This window comes from Aeromonas sp. s10, from assembly GCF_040907975.1.
Lineage (GTDB): Bacteria > Pseudomonadota > Gammaproteobacteria > Enterobacterales > Aeromonadaceae > Aeromonas > Aeromonas caviae.
The window spans coordinates 69,747-84,196 of record NZ_JBFOCV010000037.1; the positions used below are offsets into that span (position 1 = coordinate 69,747).

14 protein-coding genes, 1 tRNA gene and 2 pseudogenes are annotated in these 14,450 nt (G+C 64.1%); 13 read left to right on the forward strand and 4 right to left on the reverse strand.

The window, feature by feature from the left end:
- Window positions 1-5: 5 nt before the first annotated feature.
- The 3 genes and pseudogenes from AB5Y59_RS13035 to AB5Y59_RS13045 all read left to right on the forward strand — a co-directional run bounded on the left by AB5Y59_RS13035 (window position 6) and on the right by AB5Y59_RS13045 (window position 1,926).
- On the forward strand, window positions 6-851 hold the full coding sequence (locus AB5Y59_RS13035) for a DUF5718 family protein (protein ID WP_268453048.1): 846 nt from the start codon (window positions 6-8) through the stop codon (window positions 849-851).
- 116 nt (window positions 852-967) lie between these two features.
- Window positions 968-1,452 (forward strand): annotated as a pseudogene (locus AB5Y59_RS13040) (GNAT family N-acetyltransferase).
- A gap of 36 nt (window positions 1,453-1,488) precedes the next feature.
- Window positions 1,489-1,926, forward strand: a complete 438-nt coding sequence (locus AB5Y59_RS13045) for an acetyltransferase (RefSeq protein WP_268453051.1) — start codon at window positions 1,489-1,491, stop codon at window positions 1,924-1,926.
- A gap of 70 nt (window positions 1,927-1,996) precedes the next feature.
- Here the strand turns inward: AB5Y59_RS13045 and AB5Y59_RS13050 are convergent, their stop codons facing one another.
- Window positions 1,997-3,385 (reverse strand): DEAD/DEAH box helicase, encoded by a 1,389-nt coding sequence (locus AB5Y59_RS13050; protein ID WP_139737950.1) that lies wholly within the window; start codon window positions 3,383-3,385, stop codon window positions 1,997-1,999.
- A 196-nt stretch (window positions 3,386-3,581) separates the two neighbouring features.
- Window positions 3,582-4,058, reverse strand: coding sequence for a glutathione peroxidase (locus AB5Y59_RS13055; RefSeq protein ID WP_039038588.1), 477 nt, complete (start codon window positions 4,056-4,058; stop codon window positions 3,582-3,584).
- A 210-nt stretch (window positions 4,059-4,268) separates the two neighbouring features.
- Between AB5Y59_RS13055 and AB5Y59_RS13060 the strand changes: the two genes are divergently transcribed.
- From AB5Y59_RS13060 to AB5Y59_RS13080, 5 genes and pseudogenes are all read left to right on the forward strand, one after another.
- Window positions 4,269-4,877 (forward strand): 2OG-Fe(II) oxygenase, encoded by a 609-nt coding sequence (locus tag AB5Y59_RS13060; protein WP_041211488.1) that lies wholly within the window; start codon window positions 4,269-4,271, stop codon window positions 4,875-4,877.
- Between the two features lie 200 nt (window positions 4,878-5,077).
- Complete coding sequence (locus tag AB5Y59_RS13065) at window positions 5,078-6,067, forward strand: D-alanine--D-alanine ligase (RefSeq protein ID WP_128345255.1); 990 nt, start codon at window positions 5,078-5,080, stop codon at window positions 6,065-6,067.
- Between the two features lie 189 nt (window positions 6,068-6,256).
- A complete protein-coding gene (locus tag AB5Y59_RS13070) occupies window positions 6,257-7,006 on the forward strand; it encodes a tRNA-uridine aminocarboxypropyltransferase (protein ID WP_368212101.1) in 750 nt (249 codons plus the stop codon).
- A 2-nt stretch (window positions 7,007-7,008) separates the two neighbouring features.
- Window positions 7,009-7,122: pseudogene (locus tag AB5Y59_RS13075) on the forward strand (DTW domain-containing protein); the annotation flags it as partial.
- Between the two features lie 366 nt (window positions 7,123-7,488).
- On the forward strand, window positions 7,489-8,268 hold the full coding sequence (locus AB5Y59_RS13080; protein ID WP_102948517.1) for a TSUP family transporter: 780 nt from the start codon (window positions 7,489-7,491) through the stop codon (window positions 8,266-8,268).
- Window positions 8,269-8,321: 53 nt separating this feature from the next.
- Here AB5Y59_RS13080 and AB5Y59_RS13085 read toward each other — a convergent pair whose 3' ends face one another.
- The gene (locus AB5Y59_RS13085) at window positions 8,322-9,254 is read right to left on the reverse strand and encodes a LysR family transcriptional regulator (protein ID WP_323925689.1); all 933 of its coding nucleotides are present in this window, start codon (window positions 9,252-9,254) and stop codon (window positions 8,322-8,324) included.
- A gap of 51 nt (window positions 9,255-9,305) precedes the next feature.
- Window positions 9,306-10,223, reverse strand: coding sequence for a DMT family transporter (locus tag AB5Y59_RS13090; RefSeq protein WP_368212103.1), 918 nt, complete (start codon window positions 10,221-10,223; stop codon window positions 9,306-9,308).
- A 178-nt stretch (window positions 10,224-10,401) separates the two neighbouring features.
- On the opposite strand from AB5Y59_RS13090, the gene AB5Y59_RS13095 reads away from it, so the two are divergent.
- The 5 genes from AB5Y59_RS13095 to AB5Y59_RS13115 all read left to right on the forward strand — a co-directional run bounded on the left by AB5Y59_RS13095 (window position 10,402) and on the right by AB5Y59_RS13115 (window position 14,323).
- Complete coding sequence (locus AB5Y59_RS13095; RefSeq protein ID WP_041215897.1) at window positions 10,402-11,289, forward strand: helix-turn-helix domain-containing protein; 888 nt, start codon at window positions 10,402-10,404, stop codon at window positions 11,287-11,289.
- A gap of 62 nt (window positions 11,290-11,351) precedes the next feature.
- On the forward strand, window positions 11,352-11,474 hold the full coding sequence (locus AB5Y59_RS13100; RefSeq protein ID WP_256094327.1) for a hypothetical protein: 123 nt from the start codon (window positions 11,352-11,354) through the stop codon (window positions 11,472-11,474).
- A 76-nt stretch (window positions 11,475-11,550) separates the two neighbouring features.
- The gene (locus AB5Y59_RS13105) at window positions 11,551-13,185 is read left to right on the forward strand and encodes an ATP-dependent endonuclease (protein ID WP_039038583.1); all 1,635 of its coding nucleotides are present in this window, start codon (window positions 11,551-11,553) and stop codon (window positions 13,183-13,185) included.
- Window positions 13,186-13,291: 106 nt separating this feature from the next.
- On the forward strand, window positions 13,292-14,011 hold the full coding sequence (locus AB5Y59_RS13110; protein ID WP_010674858.1) for a hypothetical protein: 720 nt from the start codon (window positions 13,292-13,294) through the stop codon (window positions 14,009-14,011).
- 235 nt (window positions 14,012-14,246) lie between these two features.
- A tRNA-Met gene (locus tag AB5Y59_RS13115) sits at window positions 14,247-14,323 on the forward strand.
- Window positions 14,324-14,450 lie beyond the last annotated feature (127 nt).

The following is a 14,450-nucleotide window of genomic DNA, read 5'->3' on the forward strand; positions in this document are numbered from 1 at the left end:
CACAGATGCAGATCACCTCACAGACCCCCTTTATCGGACTGGGCGTGGCGGGCAACTTCGCCGGTCACCTGGAGCAGGCAGGGGAGGCGGCGGACTTCGTCGCCGTCAAGGTTGACGACAAGGTCGCCCCCAAGGCGCTGTTCCCCTTCTATGTGCCGAACCATCCCGGCCAGCTCGGGGTCTTTCCCCTGAGCGGCGAGGCCATCTTCCTGCCGGAGGCGGCGGTGAGCGGGGACGAGAAGGTGCAGATTGAACCCGAGGTGGCACTGTGGTGCGAGCTGGAGTACGCGGGGGAGCAGGTGGTGGCCATCCATCCCAAGGCGTTTGGCGCCTACAACGACTGCTCCATCCGTCGCCCCAATGCCAAAAAGATCAGCGAGAAGAAGAACTGGGGTGAAGAGAGCAAGGGGCTGGCCGCGAACCTGCTGCCCCTGACCCACTTTGCCGCAGGATGCGAGCTCGATGACTACCGCATCGCCTGCTATCTGGAGCGGGACGGGGAGCTGCACCCCTACGGGATCGACAGCGCGGCGGTGGATTACAGTTACTTCCACGATCAGTTGCTGGCGTGGGCCATCGACAAGTTCAACCATCAGCAGGACGAAGGCCCGGCCGAGCATATCCAGGGGCTGCTGGCCCAGGCGGGGCGCCCGGCCCATGCGCTCATCAGCATTGGCGCCACCCGCTACACCCCCTTTGGCGAGACCCACTTCCTCTCTCCCGGTGACACCGCCTGCGTGGTGGTCTACCCCGCCAGTCGCTACAGCGAGAGCGCCATTCGCGAAGCCATCGCGACCCGCCGCGTTGGCGCCGATGTCTCTGTCCTGCTCCAGGCGGTCAAGACCCGTTGATCGCGATGCCTTCCCAACCTGGGGAGGCATCTTCTTTCTCTTTATGCCTGCGCACACTCCATGCTGGCGTCATGCATGATCAGCCGAAAGAGGAGTGGCAGATCAGGTAGGTTGCCATGGTGGTGATCAGAGAGTGCAGGGAGCAGGATCTGGCGGCTTGCTCAGCCTTTACGCCGAGCTCAGACCACGGGATCCCGTGATGCCGCTTTCCATGGCGATGGAGACGCTCGCGAGCCTGCTGGCCAGGCCCGAGGTGCGGATCATCGCGGCAAAGGTGGGCGGTGAGCTCGCCGCCACCTGCCAGCTCGGGGTGATCCCGACCCTGAGCAACGGCGGCAGGCCCTTTGGCATCATAGAGCACGTGGTAACGGCCTCTGCGTTCCGACGCCAGGGGCTGAGCCAGAAGGTGCTTGAACAGGCGCTCTCCCTGGCCTGGGGGCTGGATGGCTACAAGGTGATGCTGATCTCGGGGGAAGGGCGCGATGAAGCCCATCGCCTCTATGAGAAGCTGGGCTTCAAGGCGGGCATCGAGAAGGGGTTTGTCATCAAGCAGGCAGAGGCCCAGGGCTGCACCTTGACGAGGTTCGGCCCCAAGGCTTAGCATCGGCGCTTTTGCCATAAATTGAGCCAACAATTCATGAAGATAGAACCAGCACAAACCGGGGATTACCCGGCCCTGATCGCTCTCTGGGAGGCCTCGGTACGCGCTACCCATCACTTCCTGCAAGAGGAAGACATCGCCACCCTCAAGCCTCTCATCCTCGAACACTATTTCGATGCCGTGCGCCTTTATTGCGCCAGGCAGGATGGCGTGATCGTCGGTTTTATCGGGGTGGCTGAGGGCAATATCGAGATGCTATTCATCGCTCCCGAGGCGAGAGGGAGTGGGGTCGGCCGCCAGCTGGTGGACCACGCCATCCGTTGCCTGGGGGCGACTCGCGTGGACGTCAACGAACAGAATGCCCAGGCTGTCGGCTTCTACCAGCACCTGGGCTTCGAGGTGACGGGGCGCTCCCCCCTGGATGGCCAGGGCAAGCCCTATCCGCTGCTGCACATGGCCTTGGTCGCCGGTTAAGGGCGCCAGAGCATAAAAAAACCGCCCGAGGGCGGTTTTTTGTTGTTCAGGAGGTTTGGCTTGCGCCCCCTCACTCCTCGCTGGAGTTGTCCTGATAGTCGCCCCGCTGGGCCTTGGGTAGACGGCGCATGGGGGCGAAACCGATGTCCTCGCCCACCACTTCCCGCTTGCGGGCTGGGGCTGGCTTCTTACCGCCATCGCTCTTCGCCTTGCTCTTGCCTGTGGTTGTTTTGCCGTTGCCACCCTTGGTATTGGCGGCGCCACGGGCGCGGGGCGGGTTTTGCACCGGCTTGCTGCCCGGCAGGGTCTGGCGGCTCGGCTTGCCGCTCGGCTCGTATCCTTCCAGGATCTCCACGGTCAGGGATTGGCCGATCAGCGCCTCGATCTCCTTGAGCTGACCCAGCTCGTCCTGGCTCACCAGAGAGATGGCCTCGCCGCCACGGCCGGCGCGGCCGGTGCGGCCAATGCGGTGGATGTAATCCTCCGCCATCTGGGGCAGCTCGAAGTTGATCACGTGGGGCAGCTGATCGATGTCCAGGCCGCGAGCGGCGATGTCGGTGGCAACCAGCACCCGCACCTTGCCTTCACGGAAGTCCGCCAGCGCCCGGTTGCGGGCCCCCTGGCTCTTGTCACCGTGGATGGCGACCGTATCCAGGCCATCTTTCTGCATTTGCTGGGCGAGCCTGTCGGCAATCTGCTTGGTGCGCACGAACACCAGCACCCGCTGCCAGTTGCCACGGCCAATCATGTGGGAGAGCATCTCCCGGCGGCGCTCCCGATCGACCTGGATGATGCGCTGGCTTACCTGCTCTGCGGCGGTGTTGCTGGGATCCACCTCGATGAGGGTGGGATCCTTGAGCAGATCGTCCGCCAGCGCCTTGATGTCATTGGAGAAGGTGGCAGAGAACAGCAGGGTCTGACGCTCCTCCGGCAGGGCCTTCATGATGCGGCGAATGTCGGTGATGAACCCCATGTCGAGCATTCTGTCCGCTTCATCCAGCACCAGTACCTCGAGGGCGCTCAGGGTCAGGGCGCCCTGGGTCAGCAGATCCAGCAGGCGGCCCGGGGTGGCGACCAGAATGTCGACCCCGAGCTTGATGGCGTCCAGGTTTGGCTTGATGCTGACGCCGCCATAGGCGATCAGGGTACGAAACGGCAGGTGGTGGGCATATTTGATGATGCTCTCACCCACCTGGGCGGCCAGCTCCCGGGTCGGGGTCAGCACCAGGGCTCGCACCTGGCGACGACCGCCACGGCCGTGGTTGGCCAGCAGTCGATGAAGCATGGGCAGGGTGAAACCGGCCGTCTTGCCCGTGCCTGTCTGGGCGCCGCCCAGCACGTCCTGCCCGGCCAGGATGGCGGGAATGGCTTGCTGCTGGATGGGGGTGGGTTGTTCGTAACCCAGCTCCTTGACGGCCCGCAGGATGTGCGGTGACAGACCCAGTTCATTGAATGACATGTTCGAGGGACACTCCGAGCCTTGGGCTCAACGGGTGACGGCAGCCTTGGTCCGTCACGACATGGAAAATAGGGTGGGTCGCCATCGAGGCTGGGCCTGAGCCCGGCAAAGCGACCGCACAAGAGAACAGTGGGCGCGTAATATAGCAGATGCGAGGCGTACGCGCAGCAGCCGTGTCGCGAGCGGCGCACGCCCGTCAGAGCAGTCCCTCGATGGCCTGCACCAGATCCTCCGGTCTGGTCTGGGGGGCGAAGCGGTCCACCACCCGGCCTTCACGGTCAATCAGGAACTTGGTGAAGTTCCACTTGATGGCCTCGCTGCCAAGGAGTCCGGGCTTTTGTTCCTTGAGCCAGCGATAGAGGGGGTGGGCCCCGGCGCCGTTGACCTCGCATTTGGCCATCAGGGGGAAGCTGACCGGGTAGTCGAGAGAGCAGAAGCGGGCGATCTCCTCGGCATCGCCCGGCTCCTGATGGCCAAACTGATCGCAGGGAAAGCCCAGGATCTCGAAGCCTTGGGGGCCGAACTGGCGATAGAGGGCCTCAAGCCCGGTGTATTGGGGGGTAAAACCGCAGCGGCTTGCCACGTTGACCACCAGCACGACACGGCCCTGCAGATCGGCGGTGGACCAGGCCGTGCCATCGAGTCGTTGCAGGGGGATGAGGGGCAGGGGCATGGTTTCTCCTGATGCAAGAGGGGCGACAAGGCGCCCGGGGGACAATCCTTGCACGTTAACGGGCCGAGGGCCGGGGAGCAAGGGGGAGGGCGTCTGTGCCCCCCCCAGACTCCTATTGATGGCGGGACTTCTCAAGAGAAGCAATCCGGTTTGTGCCGATGGTCCGAAGTCGTTACAAAGCGCACTCTCTCCCCTCGCTGCGAGCCTATCTTGGACTATCAAGCCGTCATGGATGCCATCTACACCCGGGGTTGGGTGATAGTTGATGATTTTTTAACCGCCGCCGAGGTGGATGCCCTCAAGGCTTGCCTGCCGGACGAGTGGCGACCGGCGGGGATCGGGCGCGAGACCCTGCATCAGGACAACCGCGATATCCGTCGGGATCAGATCCACTGGCTCGACGCCTCCCTCGGCGCGCCGGTGGCCGACTATCTGGCCCGGATGGAGTCCCTGCGTCTGGCCGCCAATCGCAGCCTGATGCTGGGGCTGTTCGACTACGAGGCCCACTTTGCCCGCTACCGTCAGGGGGACTTCTACGCCACCCATCGCGACGCCTTCGCCGGGCGATCCAACCGCCGGCTCACCTCGGTGTTCTACCTGAACAACGACTGGCAGCCAGAGGCGGGGGGAATATTGCGGGTCTATGACGACAGCGAGCAGTTTCTGATGGATGTCTCCCCCCGGGGCGGGCGGCTGGTGCTCTTCCTGTCTGAAGAGTTTCCCCACGAGGTGCTGCCCGCAAGCCGGGAGCGCTACAGCATTGCCGGCTGGTTTCGGGTCAACGGCAATGGCGCCGGGCGGGTCGATCCCCCCCGCTGAGCGCATTTCATCCTGTTTCTGACACAGGAAGAGACTTTTATCTGCCCGGGCAGGGGGAGGTGCGCCCCATCGGCTGACAAGGCTTCCCCTCCCTTGCTACACTGCCCGCACTTATGTTCGTTTCTGGCTTCGTCCGGTTTTCATGCGGTTGGGTTTGACATGGTGATGACGAAGCCGCTTCTCCCAAGGGATCACATCTAATGAAGAACATGCATGTCTTGCTGCTGTGCGGCGGTGGCGGCTCCGAGCACGAAGTCTCGCTGCGCAGCGCCAATTTCCTCGAAAAACAGCTCGGGCTCCTGCCCGGTATCGAAGTGACCCGGGTCGAGATGTTTGCCGACCGCTGGCTCTCCGCCGACGGTCGCGAGTGCAAGCTGGGGCTGGACAAGCTGCTCTCGTTCGACAGCGTGGCCCGTCCGGTGGACTACGTGGTGCCCTGCATCCACGGCTATCCCGGTGAGACCGGCGATCTGCAATCCTTCCTCGAGCTGGCCGGCCTGCCTTATCTGGGTTGTGACGCCGAGGCGAGCAAGGTGTGCTTCAACAAGATCACCACCAAGCTGTGGCTCACCGCCATCGGAATCCCCAATACCCCCTACCTGTTCCTGACCGAGCAGGGCGAGGCGAGCCTGACCGAGGCAAAAGCGGCGCTGGCCAAGTGGGGCAAGGTCTTCATCAAGGCGGCCTCCCAGGGCTCTTCCGTGGGTTGCTACTCCGCCAGCAACGAGGCAGACCTGGTGAAGGGCATTGCCGATGCCTTCGGTTACTCCGAGCAGGTATTGATCGAAAAAGCGGTCAAGCCCCGCGAGCTGGAAGTGGCGGTCTACCAGTATGGTGACGAGCTGGTGGCCACCTATCCGGGGGAGATCTGCGTACCCCAGGACAAGTTCTACACCTATGAAGAGAAGTACAGCAGCGCCAGTCACACCGAGACCGCGCTCAAAGCCGAGGGGCTGACTCAGGCCCAGGCCGATGCCATCCACGAGTACGCCTTGAAGGCGTTCCGTCAGCTCAAGCTGACCCATCTGTCGCGCATCGACTTCTTCCTGACCGAAGAGGGGGAGATTTTGCTCAACGAGATCAACACCTTCCCAGGCATGACCTCCATCTCCATGTTCCCGAAACTGCTGGAGCACCACGGCCACAGCTTCGCGCACTATCTGGAGCAGATCCTGCGAAAGGCGGCCTGACATCGCCAGACCCGGTTGCAACGGATGGTGAGTAGGGGCCTCAGGGCCCCTTTTTTCATGGGGGAAGCGGGCAGAACGCGGGGAGGGAAGGGGGCAGGGCGCCGCCCGGCAAGCCTTGCCGCCAGGAGGGCGCGCCGTTACAATCAGCCCCCTTTTGTCCCGCCACAGGCACCGTCAGAGCCGCGTTCCATGAAGCCCATCCCCGATCACGCCGTCAACCGCCTGCGCATCTGGCGCAAGAGCGTCTCGACCCGACCCTTTCTTGCCCGTGGCGGCAGCGTGCCACGCTGCGATGCCTGCCAGCTGCGCCACGACTGGTGTGCCTGCGACTGGCGCCCGGCGCTCAAGGCCGACGCCGGTTTTTGCCTCATGATGTATGACAGCGAGCCCATGAAGCCCTCCAACACCGGGCGCCTCATCGCCGACGTGCTGCCGGACTCCACCTGGGCCTTTCTTTGGTCGCGTACCGAACCCCATCCCGAGCTGCTGGCCCTGCTGGCGGATCCCGCCTGGCAGCCCTACGTGGTCTTTCCCGCCTGCGAGAAAGCGCCCGACCGCCTGACCGGCGAGGTGGTACTGGCCCCGGGCAAGAAGCCGCTGTTCATCCTGCTGGACGGCACCTGGCCCGAGGCGCGCAAGATGTTCAACAAGAGTCCCTATCTGGACAGCTTCCCGGTGCTCGCCATCAAGCCGGATGCGCTCTCTACCTACGGCATGCGCGTCGCCCACAGCGACGAGCACCTGTGCACCGCCGAGGTGGCCGCCTGCGTGCTGGAAGTGGCCGGGGAGCTACGGGCGGGGCAGGCGCTGCAGCTCTGGTTCAATCTCTTTAGCAGCCGCTACATGGCTGGCCGGGTAAGCCGTGCGCCCGGTGCGGATGAAGCGCCCCTGCTGGAAGGGCTGGAGGCCATCAAGGGCCAGAGCCGCGCTCTGGATTAATCCTCATCAGCAGCCGCTACATGGCTGGCCGGGTAAGCCGTGCACCCGGTGAGGATGAAGCGCCCCTGCTGCAGGGGCTGGAGGCCATCAAGGGCCAGAGCCGCGCTCTGGATTAATCCTCATCAGCTGCCGCTAGATGGCTGGCCGGGTAAGCCGTGCTCCCGGCGCTGATGAAGCGCCCGTGCTGGAGGGGCTGGCGGTTATCAAAGCCCAGAGCTGCGCTCTGGATTAATCCTCATCAGCAGCCGCTACATGGCTGGCCGGGTAAGCCGTGCGCCCGGCGCTGATTAAGCGCCCCTGTTGCAGGGGGTGGCGGTTATCAAAGCACAGACCCTCTCGCACGCTGATTGATGAAAATAAGGAATTAGTTGGCTGCCATTGTTTCGTTGGCTTCATGAGCCTGCCCTCGCTAGGATAGCGACCTGTTGACTCCTTCAGGCTCCAGGCCATGCCGGGCGCCGCCAATCACACGAGGTCTATGGATGGAACTGGAACTGCTCACCCTGGTCGCCCTCTTCGGGGTGGCCCTCATCGCCGGCTTTATCGATGCCATCGCCGGGGGCGGGGGACTCTTGACGGTGCCGGCCCTGCTGGCCACCGGCATGCCGCCAGCCCTGGTGCTTGGCACCAACAAGTTGCAGAGCAGTTTCGGTTCTTTCTCCGCCACCTGGTTCTATGCCCGCAAGGGGCTCCTTGAGTGGGCCATCATCTGGCCGGCGGTCATCTGCACCTTCATCGGGGCGGCCATCGGCACCCTGGCGGTGCAGACCATCGATGCCGCCATCCTGGAGCGGCTGCTCCCCTTCCTGCTGATGGCGTTTGCCTGCTACTTCTACTTCTCCCCCAGGGTGAGCGATGCGGAGAGCCAGCGCCGCCTCACCCCCATGGCGTTCGCCCTGCTGGTGGGCGGGGGCGTGGGCTTTTATGACGGCTTCTTCGGGCCGGGCACGGGGTCGTTTTTTGCCATCGGTTTCGTGGCCCTGGCGGGCTTTGGCATGGCGCGGGCCACCGCCCACACCAAGCTGCTCAACTTCACCTCCAACATCGCTTCCCTGCTCTTCTTCACCCTGGGGGGCAAGGTGGTGTGGAGCGTGGGGCTGTGCATGGCGCTGGGGCAGTTCATCGGGGCGCGCATGGGCTCCAAGCTGGTGCTCAAAAAAGGGGTGAAGCTCATCAAGCCGCTGCTGGTGACCGTCTCCCTGGTGATGTCCGCCAAGCTGGTGTGGAGCCAGTACCCCGAGCTCTTTGCCTGGCTGGACTGAGCCGGTACCCCCCCATGACGAGGGCCCGATCGCAGATCGGGCCCTCTTGCGTTTCAGCCCTGTGCCGTCAGTTGCCGGAAATGGGCTTGCAGCGCCTGCACCAGGCGGGCGATGCGATCGCGCTTGAGGCTGTTTGGCCGATAGACCAGGTGGAGCGGGCGGCCCAGCCCCGGCAGGGGGCGTGCCTGTGTCCCCTGCTCACCCACCAGCGCCAGCAGGCCGGCGGGCAGGAGCACGGGGCCAATGCCTGCCTTGGCCAGTTCGATCAGCGCCAGGTAGGAATCGAGCTCCATGGCGGGGATAAGCCCGAGGGCGGCCAGGGGCTCGCGCAGATAGCGGTTGGAGGGGTTCTCCAGATCCATGGTCAGGATCTTGCGCACCTTGCCCTGCATCCCCTGACTCACGTCGCCTTCAGTCAGTTGCTTGCTGGTCACAGTTTCTTGCAAGGCGCCCTGGTGATCCGGCTGCGCCGCCTCATCCAGAGCGTCCCCCACCAGATAGAAGGGCTCCTCCAGCAGCCGTTCGGCACACAGCCCATGGCCCGGCGGCAGGCGACCGGCGCAGATCCCGAGCAGGGCATCCCCGCCGCGCACCCGGGCCAGAATGACCGGGGTGTGGTGGGTAGAGAGGGCAATGTGGGGATCCCGTTCAAGGTAGGCGTGCATGAAGCGGGCGAGGTAGCCCGCCAGCAGGGTTTCGGAGCAGGCGATGGACAGAGGGGTCTGATCCGTGAGGATCTGGCTGTCCGCCAGCACCCCCTTCATTTCGGCGAGGCTCGGGGCTACCCGGGCGAGCAGCTCACGGGCCTGGGGAGTGAGGCGGATATGACGGCCATCCGGCTCGATGAGCTTCTTGCCAAGGCGCTGCTCCAGCTGGGCGATGCGCTTGCTGACCGCCGACTGACTGATATAGAGGCGGCTTGCAACCTTGGCCATGGTGCCCTCGCTTGCCAGCAGGCAGAGTGTCTCCAGCCCTTCCAGTAACATGCGTCCTCCCTCCTCGTGTGTTGGACGCGGTTACCTTAGGGGCTGGTGGCATCAGGGGCAAGTACCGTTTGCGGCCCTTGATAGCGGCCAGCGCCACGCCTTGACGGGGGGCGCGAAGATCACCAGGTTGCCGATGAGACTCACCACCACGCCGACGATGGAGACCGTCTGCCAGATAAAGCCTTCATAGAAGGTGGAGAGGGTGAGGGCCACCAGGGGGAAGAGCACGGTGGCGTAGGCCGCCTTGCTGGCACCGATGCGCCCCACCAGGGTGAGGTAGGCGGTGAAGGCGATGACGGAGCCGAAGATGGCCAGATAGACCATGGCGGCGAGGTAGCGCGGGTCGGTGGGCAGGGTGAGTGACTGACCGAGTACCGTGACCCAGCCCAGCAGCAGCGCCACGCCGTAGACCATGCCCCAGGGTACCATCTGCAATACGTGATAGCCCTGGCGCTGTCCCCGGGCGGAGACCAGGTTGCCCAGGGAGAAGCAGAGAGTGCCGGCGCAGGCAAAGAGCAAGCCCTTCCAGCCGTTTGCACCCAGTTGCGCATCCGCCAGCACCGGCCAGAAGAGCAGCAGGGTGCCAAGCAGCCCCAGCAACGATCCTTGCAGCCAGCGCAGGCCCGGTCGTTTACCCTCGAACAGCCAGAGATTGAGGCCGTTGAAGATGCTGGCGCTGGCGAAAATCACCGCCGACAGGCCGCTCGGGATATAGAGGGTGGCGTGGTAGAAACAGAGGAAGTTGGTGGAAAAGAGCAACGCGCCGAGCAGGGCAGCATAACGCTGGCCCGCCCAGGGCAGTCGTGGAAACTTGCCGCTCACCGTGAGCAGGGCGAACAGGGCCAGGGCCGCCAGGGCGAAACGATAGAGCACCGAGACCTCGATGGGGATGGGGCCGAGCTGCCAGGCGATGGCAATCCAGGTGCTGCCCCAGATGAGGACGGTGGAAACATAGAGCATCAGATTCATGGTGTGATCCCATCAAGAGAAGATGATGTGATCAGCATGAACCGGGAGGCGGGGCGCCGGCTTGCACCATCTTGCGGTTTTTTCAACGGAGGCGCAGCCTTTGACCATGAGGCGCGATAAGATGGCGACAGGAAAGGGGCGGCAAGTGCCAGAGAGGGACGCAAGCGTGCAGCATGCCATGCAGCAGACAAGACAGGCGGGGGTCTTTGATGCCCTGGTGAGCACCGGTGCCAGGCTGGAGGACTCCTGCTGGCTGGAGCCCGGGCTCGGGGTGGCGAGCTGGTGCAACCGCTACGATCAGACCCGCTACCACAAGCCGGGCAACCACACCATCAGCGTCTACCTGCAGGGGGGCGAGCAGACCGAGCGGCTGGACGGCCCCGGTGGCCATGGCGGTGCGGGCAAGGTGTGCATCATGCCGGATCACCACAGGTCCGAGTGGCTGGTGCGCGAGGAGTTTCGCTTCTTCCACCTCTACTTCACCCCCGGCCACTTCACCCGTATCGCCGAGCAGGCGTGCGACAAGGAGGGGCGTCATCTGCAACTGGAAGACAAGACCTTCATCGACGATCCCCAGGCGGCGGCCCTGGTGCAGGGGCAATTGATGAAGCTGGATTGGCAGCACGGCATCGATCGCATGGCGCTCTCCCACGGTGCCTGGATGCTGATGCTGCACGCCTATCGCCATCACACTCGCGAGGCCCCGGCGCTGCCGGAGGTACGCGGCGGTCTGGCCCCCGCCGTGGTGCGCCGGGTGCAGGAGTATCTGCAGGCTCACCTGGCCGAGCCGGTCACCCTGGGAGAGCTCGCCCGGGAGGCGGGTCTGAGCGAATACCACTTCGCCCGGATGTTCGGGCAGAGTCTGGGCTGTCCGCCCCACCGCTACCTGCTCGGGCTGCGGCTCAAGCGGGCCAAGCAGTTGCTGGCGGGAAGCGAGCCTCTGGCCAGCATCGCCGCCCAGTGCGGCTTCTCCTCCCAGGCCCATTTTGGCAACCGCTTTCGGGAGGCGTTCGGCCTGAGCCCGGGCCAGTGGCGAGCCCAGTTGTCATTCTCCTGTCACAGATAACCCTGAGACTCTGGACAAAAGAGGTGTACCCTCTGTCTCTTGTCCATTGAAAGGAATGCCCATTGAATCATCGCAAACGTCAGACCCGTACTCGCCATCTCTGGTTCAACCACTGGAATGCCCCCCTCTATCGCGCCACCCAGCCGACGCCGCCCGAACCGCTCGTTCCTCACAGTTCCCGCTGAAAACGCCGTAACCCGATAGGATTTTTCCGGCAACTTTGCCACTATTGCGCCATCAGGATGGACTGGATATGGCCGCATGTTTCTGGAACGCATTGAAGTCAAAGGTTTTCGCGGAATAAATCGCCTCTCTCTCGGGCTGGACAACACCACTGTGCTCATCGGCGAAAACGCCTGGGGCAAATCCAGCCTGCTGCGGGCCCTCTGGTGCCTGCTGGGGGATGCCGAGCCCTATCAATTTGGTCAGGATGATTTTCACCGGCCTGAAGATCCCGAGCTCGAACCCTCGCGCACGCTGCAACTGGTGCTCACCTTCAGCGAGTATCGTCCCCAGATGTGCCAGCACTCCCGCCGTCTGGCCCGCCTCGGCGCGGCCTGGATCCCCCACAAGGACAAGTTCCACCGGGTGCATTATCGTGCCAGTGCCGAGTTGCAGGACGATGGCAGCGTGCTCACCACCCACGACTTTCTCGACGGCATCGGCAAGAGCCTGGCCATCGACAACAATGAGGCGCTGGTACGTCTGCTCATTACCATGAACCCGGTGTTCAGGCTGCGGGATGCCCGTACCGCCCGGGAGGGCATCGAGCGGCTGCCCTGGGGGGATCTGTGCGAGCAGCGGCTGGACGAGCTGGCCGGCAAGCTCACCGACGAGCCCCAGCGCATCGGCGAGCCTGAACTCAAGGAGGCGCTGCAGGCGGTGCAGCAGTTGATGGAGCACTACTTCAGCGCCCTGGCACCCATCAAGCACAAGCCTCGCAGCCAGCGGGATATCGTCAATCGCCCCATGACCCTGCGCAATCCCGGCAACCTGCAGGTGCTGCTGCGCAATGCGGACAATCGGGCACTGCAACTGGCCATGGCGGGCATGGCGGCCATGCTGCTCCACGCTCGGGGCAACCGGGAGCTGGAGGAGGGGGCCAGACCCATATTGATGCTGGAAGACCCAGAGAGCCGCCTGCATCCCACCATGCTGGCCCTGGCCTGGGGTCTGCTGGAGCAGTTGCCCGGCCAGAAGCTGCTCACCACCAACTCGGGGGACCTGCTCTCCTCCTTGCCCCTCAATCAGGTGCGTCGTCTGGTACGCCGCCAGCAGGACATCCTCTGCCATCAGTTGGGAGGGGAGCGCTACAGCAGCGACGATCTGCGCAAGATTGCCTTCCATGTGCGCATCAACAGGCCCATGTCGATGTTTGCTCGCTGCTGGCTGCTGGTGGAAGGGGAGACCGAGATCTGGCTGCTCTCGGAGCTGGCCCAGATCTGCGGCTACAGCCTGCGGGCGGAGGGGGTGCGCATCATCGAGTTCGCCCAGTGCGGCCAGGCTCCTCTCATCAAGGTGGCCCGGGACTTTGGCATAGAGTGGCACCTGCTCACCGACGGTGACGAGGCGGGCGCCAAGTATGCAAGCTCCGCCCGCTCCCTGCTCAAGGGGGAGCGCGAGCGGGATCGGCTGACCCAGTTGCCGGCGGCAGACATAGAGCACTACCTCTACCAGAACGGGTTCGAGGGGGTGTTCCGGCGTGAGGCGGGGGTCGGGGGGCGCTCCACCCTCAACGCCGGGCGCATCATCGCCAAGGCGATCCACCATCGCAGCAAGCCAGGCATGGCCCTGGCGGTGGTGGAGGAGGCGGAGCGCCTCGGCAGCGAGCACATTCCCCCTGTGCTCAAGCAGATGTTTGCCCGGGTGGTTGCCCTTGCCCGGGGACAAAGCTGACCGGCGACGTTGGGAAGACGGAGGGAGTTTGGATATACTCCCTGCCTCTTGTCCTTCCTTACCCTGTGATGGGTGCACCCGCACCCGGACTGCTGCCGGAGACCCTATGTTCGTCCAACTTCCTTTTTGGCTCTTCCCCCTGACCGGTCTGATGGCCCTGGGAGCCCTGATCGCCGTGGGGCTCGTCCTGTGGCGCGGGGATCTCTGCCCGGGCCAGCGCTCGCGGATCACTACCCAGCTCTTCTCGGTCTGGGTGATCACCGGGCTCTCCCTGATGCTGGCGGTGGAGGCCAAGGTTGCGGGCTGGCTCATCTGGAGTGGGGGGGCCGCCCTGGTGCTCGGTATCGTGCTCTCCCTGGTCCAGTCTCGCCTGGAGGGCAAGCGCGCCATCCCCGCCACCCTGCTGTGGTTGCCCGCCATGCCGCTCGCCCTCTACGGGCTGGGTCTGATGCAGATCCAGGGCTGGCTCGGCGGCCTGCTGCAGATGGTGCTGCTGGGGTCGGCCTTTGCCCACCTGATGCTGCTACGTGCCCGCCACCGCCTGCAAGCCTTCAATCTGCTGCTGCCCCTGGCGGGGCTCGTCTCCGCCATCCTGAGTCTTATCTGGCTGGCGGTGCTGGTGGGTTGGCAGGGGAGCAGCGCAGGGCTCGACCCGCTGATCCCCGGGGTAGTGACCCAGGCTGGCCTGCTGGTCGCAGCCCTGCTGCTCTGGTTCAGCCCCATCTACCGTCAGCAGGAGACGGCCCCTGTGGTGGTCTCCGTGACCCTGTGCGGCCTCATCATCGCCCAGATTGCGGCGACCAGCGTGTTGCACCAGCTGGCCTGATCCCGGCGCATCCTCCCGCCCGCACCTTGTTGTGCGGGCTTTTTTTATGGCAAAGAGGGGCAAGTCGGGGGGAGCGCGGGGAGGGGCCTGAGGGGCGAGAGATCGCTAGCTGCCTGAAAAAACTGCGATTTGTTGCAAAAGAGCGCAGTATGTGACGGTTTAATCCCCGAATAAACTTTTTTTAGGATATTTACTTGCAATCTCAGCGTTGGCGCCTATTATGGGCGACCTCGGACGCGGGGTGGAGCAGCTCGGTAGCTCGTCGGGCTCATAACCCGAAGGTCGTCGGTTCAAATCCGGCCCCCGCAACCAACCATTTGTGTCCATGGCAAGCGCATAGCGCAGCGGTGGAGACGAAGACAGCAAGAAGCAACTGCTCTGCTTTTTGTGGTGGCAATACAATTCGGACGCGGGGTGGAGCAGCTCGGTAGCTCGTCGG

What these genes read in the sequence shown, in the direction of transcription:
- AB5Y59_RS13045 (WP_268453051.1), top strand. Translation starts at nt 1,489, where the DNA reads ATGAAGATAGAACCAGCACAAACCGGGGATTACCCGGCCCTGATCGCT.
- AB5Y59_RS13050 (WP_139737950.1), bottom strand. Translation starts at nt 3,385, where the DNA reads ATGTCATTCAATGAACTGGGTCTGTCACCGCACATCCTGCGGGCCGTC.
- AB5Y59_RS13035 (WP_268453048.1), top strand. Translation starts at nt 6, where the DNA reads ATGCAGATCACCTCACAGACCCCCTTTATCGGACTGGGCGTGGCGGGC.
- AB5Y59_RS13070 (WP_368212101.1), top strand. Translation starts at nt 6,257, where the DNA reads ATGAAGCCCATCCCCGATCACGCCGTCAACCGCCTGCGCATCTGGCGC.
- AB5Y59_RS13095 (WP_041215897.1), top strand. Translation starts at nt 10,402, where the DNA reads ATGCAGCAGACAAGACAGGCGGGGGTCTTTGATGCCCTGGTGAGCACC.
- AB5Y59_RS13105 (WP_039038583.1), top strand. Translation starts at nt 11,551, where the DNA reads ATGTTTCTGGAACGCATTGAAGTCAAAGGTTTTCGCGGAATAAATCGC.
- AB5Y59_RS13080 (WP_102948517.1), top strand. Translation starts at nt 7,489, where the DNA reads ATGGAACTGGAACTGCTCACCCTGGTCGCCCTCTTCGGGGTGGCCCTC.
- AB5Y59_RS13065 (WP_128345255.1), top strand. Translation starts at nt 5,078, where the DNA reads ATGAAGAACATGCATGTCTTGCTGCTGTGCGGCGGTGGCGGCTCCGAG.
- AB5Y59_RS13085 (WP_323925689.1), bottom strand. Translation starts at nt 9,254, where the DNA reads ATGTTACTGGAAGGGCTGGAGACACTCTGCCTGCTGGCAAGCGAGGGC.
- AB5Y59_RS13055 (WP_039038588.1), bottom strand. Translation starts at nt 4,058, where the DNA reads ATGCCCCTGCCCCTCATCCCCCTGCAACGACTCGATGGCACGGCCTGG.
- AB5Y59_RS13110 (WP_010674858.1), top strand. Translation starts at nt 13,292, where the DNA reads ATGTTCGTCCAACTTCCTTTTTGGCTCTTCCCCCTGACCGGTCTGATG.
- AB5Y59_RS13090 (WP_368212103.1), bottom strand. Translation starts at nt 10,223, where the DNA reads ATGAATCTGATGCTCTATGTTTCCACCGTCCTCATCTGGGGCAGCACC.